The following is a 9,485-nucleotide window of genomic DNA, read 5'->3' as shown; positions in this document are numbered from 1 at the left end:
AGAAGCCCCGTGCTTCACGCAATGCTTTAAAGTAATGAGTAAGGAGTAATGAGTAGATGAAAAATGGGTATTTACTCATTACTTATTACTTATTACTCATTACTCCTTCTTAAGAGCGCCTTTAGGTCGGTGAGGATGTCAAATTTCTCAAAATACTTAAAGCCACCGCCTCCGCTACCTTAATGCCATCGATACCCGCCGAGAGGATTCCCCCTGCGTATCCCGCGCCTTCTCCAGCCGGATAAAGACCGACTGTATTTAAACTTTGATAATCCTCTTTGCGTTTAATCCGAATTGGTGATGATGTGCGGGTTTCCACTCCAGTCAACACGGCATCGTCCATTGCAAAACCTTTAATTTGTTTGTCAAAAGCGGGAAGGGCTTCGCGGATAGCTGCGATCGCATAATCTGGTAAACTCTGACTCAAATCGCCCAAGTGTACCCCAGGTGTATAAGACGGTTTAACAGTGCCCAATGCTGTCGAGGGACGATGGTTGAGAAAGTCTCCCACTAACTGCCCTGGCGCTTCATAAGTCCCACCGCCTAATTCAAAAGCCCGTTCTTCTAAGCGCCGTTGAAAGTCGATTCCCGCTAACGCATTGCCCGGATAATCTTCGGGTGTGATACCCACAACGATCGCACTGTTGGCATTGCGCTCATTGCGAGAGTATTGGCTCATTCCATTGGTGACAAGTCGCCCCGGTTCTGATGCGGCTGCAACTACCAAGCCCCCCGGACACATACAAAAACTATAGACGGAACGACCATTTTGGCAATGGTGAACCAGTTTGTAATCGGCAGCACCTAAAAGCTTATGACCAGCTTGAGCGCCAAAACGACATTTATCGATGAGAGTCTGGGGATGTTCGACCCGAAAGCCGATGGAAAAAGGTTTCGGCTCTATGTAAACTCCACGATCAAATAGCATTTGGAAAGTATCGCGGGCGCTGTGACCTACCGCCAGAACTACATAATCGCTGGCGATATATTCGCCACTGGCGAGGGTGACTCCCCGCACCTGTCCATTTTCGATGTTGATATCTTCAACGCGGCTTTCAAAGCGAATTTCACCGCCGAGGGATTCGATTTTAGCCCGCATACTTTGGACGATTCCCACCAGTTTGAATGTGCCGATATGGGGTTTGTTGATATAGAGAATTTCTGGTGAGGCTCCCGCATTGACGAGTTCGGTTAGTACCTTGCGCCCATAATGCTGAGGATCTTTAACTTGACTGTAGAGTTTGCCATCGGAAAATGTACCCGCGCCACCTTCACCAAACTGGGCATTGGATTCGGGGTTGAAGTCTGATTTTTTCTTCCAAAAGCCAAAAGTATCAGCAGTGCGATCGCGAACTTTTTTCCCACGTTCTAAAATGATGGGACGGAATCCCATTTGCGCCAGCATCAAACCCGCAAACAAGCCACAAGGCCCAGTACCAATCACGATGGGGCGAATCGTCAAATTGCTCGGTGCTTGTGCTACTGGGCGATAACTCATGTCTGGCGTGGACATGATATGGGGATCTTTTTTCAGGCGCTTGAGTAGATGAGTTTCCTGAGTCGTTTCTACATCCAGAATATAGACAAGGGTGATATCTCCTTTCTTACGCGCATCGTAGCTACGCTTGAAGATGGAATAGCTGATCAAATCTTCGTCTGTGATTTGCAGCTTTTTGAGGATGGCAGACTTGATCTCATCTTCAGGATGATCAAGCGGGAGCTTTACTTCTGTTAGTCGTAACATGGCGAGGAGAAATGCATACTGTCTATCAAAATCTTAATCAAAATCATTGCGGGGCGGCTGATTTTCGTGGTTCAAACTAGATTGACAGCCGCCTCTAACATTCGTATTGTGCCAAGTTCAGCATCTATTTCCACTTCTACACCAATTGGCAAGGTAAATTTATCTTTAATATGACCAATCATGGAACCATACCAAGCAGGAATCCCTAAAGGAAGTATGTGTTGTTGCAATACTTGCATTAATGTAAATGATGGTTCATCCCCAAGACTACATTTAGTGCATTGCCCAAAGATAAAACCAGTAATTTGATTCAGTATCCCAGCAGTTTTTAACTGCGTCAGCATCCTATCTATACGATAAACATCCTCGCCAACTTCTTCCACAAACAGAATGCTTTTGTTCCAGGAAGGTAGGTAAGGTGAACCTACCATTGCTGATAGCACTGATAAGTTTCCACCTACAAGTTTACCCCTCGCCTTTCCCGATGCTATTGTCTCCACCCGCACTTCGCTAGGGTTGAGATTTTGCATAGTCACAGTTTCACCATTAAATAAGATGCGCTTGAAGTAATCCACTGTAAATTGATTCCAGGTAGATGTGGCAACTGGCCCATGAAAAGTAATCATTTGACTACGGGCATTAATTGCCAACAACAGGGTAGTAATATCGCTGTACCCGATGAGAATTTTCGGATGGGAACGGATCAGCGAATAGTTGAGTAAGGGTAAAATGCGATTGCAGCCCCAACCACCACGCATCGGAATAATTGCTTTTATGGTGCGATCGCTAAACATCAAGTTTACATCATCGGCGCGATCGCTGTCTTTACCCGCTAAATAGCCGTAACGATCTAAAATATGCTTCCCAAGCTTGACTTTTAACCCTAACTGTGAAACTGATTTCTGCGCTGCTTCGATGTCTTTAGCGTCAACAATACCCGCAGGGGCTATCAATCCTACGGTATCGCCAGCTTGCAGGCGGGGCGGCTTGCGGATGGTGTTTAGAGATGGCTTACCTTGGGCGGTAAGTGTTGGTATCTGGGTAGCTAAGGTGGCAAGTCCACAGGTTGTAAGAAATTCTCGACGTTTGATAGTCATAACCATCAACTAACCACTCTAGACGCAAAGAAGACAGAGCGAGGAGAAATAGAGAAGATTTTTGCTTCAGTTTTCGGATATTTTTTTATTTGGAATTCCATAATACCCAGTATCTAGTTTTGTACAAAGTCGTTATGGCAAGTGTAAATCATTAGTCCTCTTGCATAAATCAAAAATCAGAACCCCAAAGAGCCAAAGCGATGTTATTGCTGACTACTTAAAATCTGAATAGGAATTTCAATTTGGAATTCCGTTCCCTGACCTAATGCAGAGATACAACTGAGCTTACCCTGGTGCTTTTCAACAACAATCTGATAACTGATTGATAAACCTAAGCCAGTTCCTTGACCAACAGGTTTAGTAGTGAAGAAAGGATCGAAAATATGTTCCTGAATTTCTGAATTCATCCCACAACCATTATCTTTAATACTAATCAAAACAATCTCTTTATCTATGAGTGAAGTTTTAATTTGAATAGTTGGTGTCTGATTTTTAGACTGCCAATGTTTCAGATTATCCTTTAAGGCATAAATCGCGTTATTGAGAATATTCATAAAAACCTGATTTAGCTGGTTGGCATAACACTTAGCTTTCGGGATTTTACCATACTCTTTAACTATCTGGATATCAGGTAAATTATTAGGTAGTGTCAACTGATGATTCAGAATCATTAATGTATTATCTATACCTTCATGAATATCTACAGACTTCATTTTTGCTTCATCTAGTCGTGAGAAGTTTCGTAAGCCAAGAACAATTTCTGTAATTCGCTCACTACCTACTGTCATAGATGCCATTAACTTAGGTAGATCGTCACACAAGTACTCTAAATCAATAGTTTTTATTTTGGCTGCAATAGTAGGATTTAACTGGGGATATTGCTCTTGATAAACTGCAATTAAATCTAGTAAATCATTGATATATCGATTTGCATATTCGATATTACCAGCAATAAAACTAATGGGATTATTAATTTCATGGGCAACACCTGCTACCATTTGTCCTAAACTCGACATTTTTTCACTGTGAACTAGTTGAGCTTGTGTCTGTTGTAAGTCAAGTAAAGCTTTTCTTAATTCAGATGTTCGTTCTGCAACTTTTCGTTCTAACTCGTTGTTAGCCTTTTGTAAAGCTTCTGCGGCTCTGACGGTTTCTGTTGCAATACTGGCAATATGGGTGGCTGTTTTGAGAATTTCTAAATGATGCGGAGTAGGATGACAAGGAAATTTATGAGATATAGCAAATGTTCCTAAAACTTCACCAGCTTGTGAAGTAAAAGGTGATGACCAACAAGCTCTAATATTGTAACTTAGAGCAAAATCTCGAAAATCAGCCCATAAAACATCATTGGCAATATCAGTGGCAAATACTGAATCTCCTCTATAAGCAGCAGTACCACAAGAACCACAACACTCACCAATCATCAAACCATCAACCCCTTTAGCATATTCTTGGGGTAAAGTTGGTGCAGCTCCTCCCCGCAGTCGGTGATTTTCTCGATCTACAACTAAAATTGAGCAATATGCCCCTGGTAATTCTTGCTCTAGCAAAATACAAAGGTTATTAAAAATTTCATATAGATTAACCCCAAATGTCACTTGTTCTAAAATTTGGCTTTGGGTATACATTAACGCTTCTGAACGTTTGCGTTCAATCGCTGTTGCTAAAATATGAGTTATGGATTGTAAAAAATGAATATCGTCTGGAGAAAAATTCCTCGCCTCGGTAGCATATACTTCTAGGAAACCTAAAGGTTTACCCGCACCAGGAATTAGCACACTCAATCCAGCAACACTATCTGAAGGAGAAGGAATAGTTAATTCATCTATCTGACAATAGGACGTGTTTATCTGAATAATTGGCTGAGTATTCTCCAATAACTTCTGTACTTGCTGATTAGTTATGATATTAATCTCAGAAGAGTCTGTTTGTAACGAGTTCTCTCCAATGCTAGCTACTTTACGTAAAGAATGACTATCTGAAAGTACTTGCCAAATTCGACTATATTTTATATCTAATATTTGAGCTACTAAAACAACTGTATCTTGGAATAAATATGACAATTCAATCCCTGAGAGTGCTTTTTGTCCTAGTGCATTCACTGCGGATTGATAGCTGAAATTCATTGATAAATTATCGGCTTTATACCAGTTTGTGTTTGAGTCAGTTGTTTTACTTGATGCCTTCAAATGTAAGTTCATAAACAAAAATTATTTTATATGTGTATCTAATACTCTCCCAAAAAAGGTTTAAATTCAACTCGATATTAATAAATTCAAGAAAATAGAATTTTTATAAATCAAAGATAAAGTAGGGGGCAGATAAAATATATTTAAAAATTTAAATATATTTCCCCCTACGTATTTTCTCGTAATTTATTTCAAGAATTAAACTGGATTTCTAGATCAAATCTGTATTCCCAATTACAGGCAAAAGATTGTCATATAATTGCATCGCCTGTAAACAAGTATTAATACTAGATGCTGCTGAATTATATGCTGCAATATTTTCTTCAACAATATTTAATAATCGCCGATTATTCGCAATTTTTTCTTCAGCTTCTTGTTCCAATGTTTTCTCCAAATAAGCACGCGCCTGTGGGTATTGCTGCAAAATCTCATCTGATTGCTGATTTGCCATTGGTATCAATTGAGTTTTCAATGTTTGATTAATGGTTTGACGGAAAGATTTACGAATAGTATGAGAAACTTTTGGTTCAAAATCTAACTTCAATAACTGCCTAATTGCTGGTTCTGCTTCCACGATACTTTCAGCGTCGTAACCTTGAGAAGTTTGCGATAAAGTTTGGCGAAATTGATATATAGAAAAAGTGCCTTCATCGTAAAATCTAGGGCTTTCTCGCACAAAGCGATCGCACTCTACACTAGCTGCACTAACTAATGCTTGAGTAACTACTTTTTCTAAATTCCCGATCTCTTGTTCAATTCCACCATCATTATCTAATAAACGATACAGTTGGCGATAATATTCTGACTTGCGAATCTTTTCAATCAACCGCTGGAAATAATTTGCAACTACTTGCTGAGAAGATTCAATCAAAATATCTTCTAATTGATTTGCTAAGTAATAAAATGCCTCTACTAAAATAGCAATTAAAGGTGCGGTAGCATTGCGAGGATGGCTAATGGTTGCACGTCGATAAGCATAAGCTACAGAAAAAGTATCTAGCAATTCATCTAAACGGCGAATCATTCGTGATTGCAATTGCTTAAAATCTGCTTCAAAAGCATCACAAGAATTATTAATTACATGGTTCACTTCTTCTGTGATATGCTCACTAAATTCTCTACCAATTTGCTGGAGTTGCTGATTTAGGCGTTGTAACTCTTGCGCCTTCATCGTCTCAATTTCTTGGGGCTGACTATCTAAATCGCGTTGGATACTCTGATAATGTTTTTTAAGCTTAATACAAACATCTTCCAAATCATCAGCAAGATTTTTAAATAATTGTGGGCGCTTTTCTTCGGTAAGATAACGAGTAATAGCTGTGCGAAATTCTTCAGTACCACTATCTTGAATTAATTGTTCTATCAGTTCATTTCCCCACTCTCCCAGAATCCGCACATAATTTTGATTTGGAGTTTCAAAGCCGTTAACAGAGACACGGAATTTACTAGAAGATAGCTTTCCTGAATTTACACAGTAGTTGTTAAACGCATAGACAAATTGTGGTGTTTCTTCTTTACCATCTAAACCTTTAATACTTTCTGCAAAAACAGAATCTAAACCAAATCTATCTTGTGGGCTTGTCTGTTTAATCTGACTGCCATAAAATCCTAATAATCCACTGGTTTTATAAACCTTCCTAGAATTAGCAAATTGCCCACTAATTAAATCGTCTAATCGTTGCCGTAGCTGAGTATTATACCAAGTTTCATCGATGCGGTTGAAGACATAGAAAACGCGATCGCGTACTCCCCCATTCTCCCGCATTAATTCCAAAAGTTCGGTTTCTTCTTTTGTCATGTCACCCGCCGAAGCAGGTTTTAGCACGCACACCACCGCCGAAGTATCAGGATGTTGAATTTTGGCATAAGTTAGTTGGGCATCTTTCTCTACTGGTGCATCTATCCCAGGTGTGTCAATAATTACATTACCATCTTGTAGCAAAGGATGATTACAGTAATATTCTATTCGCTTCAATACCGCACTATTACTACCACGACGGGCATATCCAGCCGCTTCCTTAAGATTGGAAAAGTTAAATTGCTCCATTGAATATGTAGCATTATTAACCGTATAGATGCGATCGCGGTTTGCTATATATCCCTCTAGCAACAACATTAACGCCTTCGCCTGTTTTGCACGTTCTGATTTACTCTCACCACCTTCGTGCTGAATAATCGCTTCAGAACCTTGACGTAGCAGGTTAATTACCTCAGCTTGGTTAATATTAGTAACTGTCTGAAATCCTAGTTGCTGACACAAAGAAACTGCTTGATCTCGAATTTCTGCTTCACTTAAAAACGTCAAAACAACACGTTCTTTATCTACTTCTGCATACTCGATTTTGCATTCTGTACCTGTAGCGTGTCCCTCTGCACTGTAGAGTAATTCCCTTTCTAAGAGTGCATTTATTAGCATTGATTTCCCAGCACTAAATGCACCTGCAAATACAATTTCAAACTTGGGAGAAATCGCCTTACTTAAAGAAGTTCGTATATGTGTAATATCTTGGGAACGTAGTGTTGGTTCTTGTTGTAAAAGTTGTAATATAGATTCAACCTGATCTTTCAAATTTTGGCACTGAAGCGGTAAATCTGACATATTCAGCATCCTGACAATATTTCTCTATATATTAGTAATATTTATTGTCTTGATGGTTCAGTAAATTTCCTGAGAATTATATGTGGTTTATCCCTGAAGATTATAATATAATACGCTTTGGTTAAAGATTATGGGTGTAGATAATTTGTTTTTCAAGACGCGGTAAATTGCGTCTCTACATGAGGGTTTTGTTGATCGTTAGGAACTGTATCGATTTATAATATGTCTACCTAGTTTCTAGCTATTACCTTAACTGCTTATGGCGATAGCTAGAATCGGATTCGTGCTTTGTAAGCGGGTTTTTAGACTCATTTATTGAAACCAGTCTCAAAAGCAAAACTAGTTGAATTTGTTGCTAATTTGTTTGCTGTTTGTAATTGGTAATAAATCGTATTTTTACCTCTTTTGAGGCACTAATATAGGCAGTTTACGGCCATCGGCTGCAAATTTAGCGTGTTGTCCAACAGTCAAAACATTAAACTGACTGGATATAATTTCTAAACTTTTGTTCACTATTGCCAGCTTTTTGTAAGTGGGAACACTCATCCCAGGAAAGAATGAGAGTTCTGGCACATCTTCTTGACTTACAAAGTCTGTAGGATGGAGTAGTAAAGAAGGCTGGACGCGTGTAACTTTACACAGCCACAGGGCAATTCGCAGGTACAGTAACGCCACTTCCGAAGAAAATGTACTCAGAAACATTATGTAACTGAAGTGAATTGGCACTTTAAAAATTGGCATGGTAGTAACGGGAATCTCTGTCAGTTTATCCTTATCTAGTTGCCACTGGTAAGGTTTTAGAGGTTGTAAACCCTCTTTAAAACCGCCAAACAGCGCTTCCCGTTTTTTACGTTCTTCCTTGCTCAATTTACAAGTTATTAAATAATATGCTCGTGCTATAGGCCCCAAAAATGTGGGAAAAGTCGAAGCATCATATTCGTATCCCCTTCGTGCTAAAACTTTCAAGACTGCTGGAGAAAAACTGTATCCTGGCCCCCGAAAGCCGATAGGATGTTGATGAGTGACGCGCTTGATATGTTCTTCGGCCAGGGCCACCTCTTCTTCAATCTCATTCTCTGAATACAGATGTAGCCAAGGATCGTGATAGAATGAGTGGTTGCCAATTTCGTGACCGGCGCTAGCGATCGCTTGTATTGCCTTAGTATTCTTTTCTAGCGCTGCATCCTGACCGACAATGAATACTGTGATTGTCAAATCCCATTGCTTGAGAATATCTAAGAAACGAGGTACTGCGATATCCAGGTAAGAAGGATATGTCTCCCAACCCGGAGCGCCCTGATTTTTTAAATAAGACCAAATATTATCCAAATCTAAAGAAAGACTGGCTATTGGTTTGTTTTCTTTTTGCTTTGTTTTCATTAAGAGTTAAATTATTTGGACAATTTTAAGCGTCAATTATAGTCTAAGGTTTGGACTTTATTGGTCAAGTTCCATAGTTCGAGCGGGGCTGATACCATTTTAGATTTTGGATTGGGAATTGCCTTGGTGTGCATCCATCTGTCACAATCATTTTTCAAATTGGTATGAGTTTAAGGGAAACCTCAAGCTAGAATGTTTGCGGCTCCTAATTTTCAAAATAAAGAGTTACTTTAAGAGCAGCATTTCGTAGGCATCGCCCGTCATATCATGTCTGCTTGATTACTTATTAGGGACTTCCAAATAAAAAAACATCCCAAATTTTCTTGTGGGATGGGTGTCCCCACCCGTCCCAGATTTAGGGCGCTCATGTTGCCAACCCCACAAAATGGATAATTTATTTCTTGGAAGTCCCTTAAACCCGAATCATATCATGTCCGCTTGATTGCTTATTAAACCCGAAGAACCCCACCCCGCCA

5 protein-coding genes are annotated in these 9,485 nt (G+C 39.7%); all 5 read right to left on the bottom strand.

Features of this window, described 5'->3' with window-relative positions:
* Nucleotides 1-121: 121 nt before the first annotated feature.
* Nucleotides 122-1,744: an NAD(P)/FAD-dependent oxidoreductase gene (locus tag RMX69_RS29160; RefSeq protein WP_322639516.1), complete on the bottom strand. Its 1,623-nt coding sequence runs from the start codon at nt 1,742-1,744 to the stop codon at nt 122-124.
* A 71-nt stretch (nt 1,745-1,815) separates the two neighbouring features.
* A complete protein-coding gene (locus RMX69_RS29155) occupies nt 1,816-2,841 on the bottom strand; it encodes an LD-carboxypeptidase (RefSeq protein WP_322639515.1) in 1,026 nt (341 codons plus the stop codon).
* Between the two features lie 203 nt (nt 2,842-3,044).
* Nucleotides 3,045-5,042: an ATP-binding protein gene (locus RMX69_RS29150; RefSeq protein ID WP_322639514.1), complete on the bottom strand. Its 1,998-nt coding sequence runs from the start codon at nt 5,040-5,042 to the stop codon at nt 3,045-3,047.
* Nucleotides 5,043-5,241: 199 nt separating this feature from the next.
* On the bottom strand, nt 5,242-7,629 hold the full coding sequence (locus tag RMX69_RS29145; protein ID WP_322639517.1) for a dynamin-like GTPase family protein: 2,388 nt from the start codon (nt 7,627-7,629) through the stop codon (nt 5,242-5,244).
* A 396-nt stretch (nt 7,630-8,025) separates the two neighbouring features.
* A complete protein-coding gene (locus tag RMX69_RS29140; protein WP_322639513.1) occupies nt 8,026-9,009 on the bottom strand; it encodes a polysaccharide deacetylase family protein in 984 nt (327 codons plus the stop codon).
* Between the last annotated feature and the right edge of the window lie 476 nt (nt 9,010-9,485).

This window comes from Nostoc sp. EspVER01 (assembly GCF_034530635.1).
Taxonomy (GTDB): domain Bacteria; phylum Cyanobacteriota; class Cyanobacteriia; order Cyanobacteriales; family Nostocaceae; genus Nostoc.
Note: the sequence above shows the minus strand (reverse complement) of the source record. Positions and strands in the feature narration are given on the sequence as shown.

What these genes read in the sequence shown, in the direction of transcription:
- RMX69_RS29155 (WP_322639515.1), bottom strand. Translation starts at nt 2,841, where the DNA reads ATGACTATCAAACGTCGAGAATTTCTTACAACCTGTGGACTTGCCACC.
- RMX69_RS29140 (WP_322639513.1), bottom strand. Translation starts at nt 9,009, where the DNA reads ATGAAAACAAAGCAAAAAGAAAACAAACCAATAGCCAGTCTTTCTTTA.
- RMX69_RS29160 (WP_322639516.1), bottom strand. Translation starts at nt 1,744, where the DNA reads ATGTTACGACTAACAGAAGTAAAGCTCCCGCTTGATCATCCTGAAGAT.
- RMX69_RS29145 (WP_322639517.1), bottom strand. Translation starts at nt 7,629, where the DNA reads ATGTCAGATTTACCGCTTCAGTGCCAAAATTTGAAAGATCAGGTTGAA.
- RMX69_RS29150 (WP_322639514.1), bottom strand. Translation starts at nt 5,042, where the DNA reads ATGAACTTACATTTGAAGGCATCAAGTAAAACAACTGACTCAAACACA.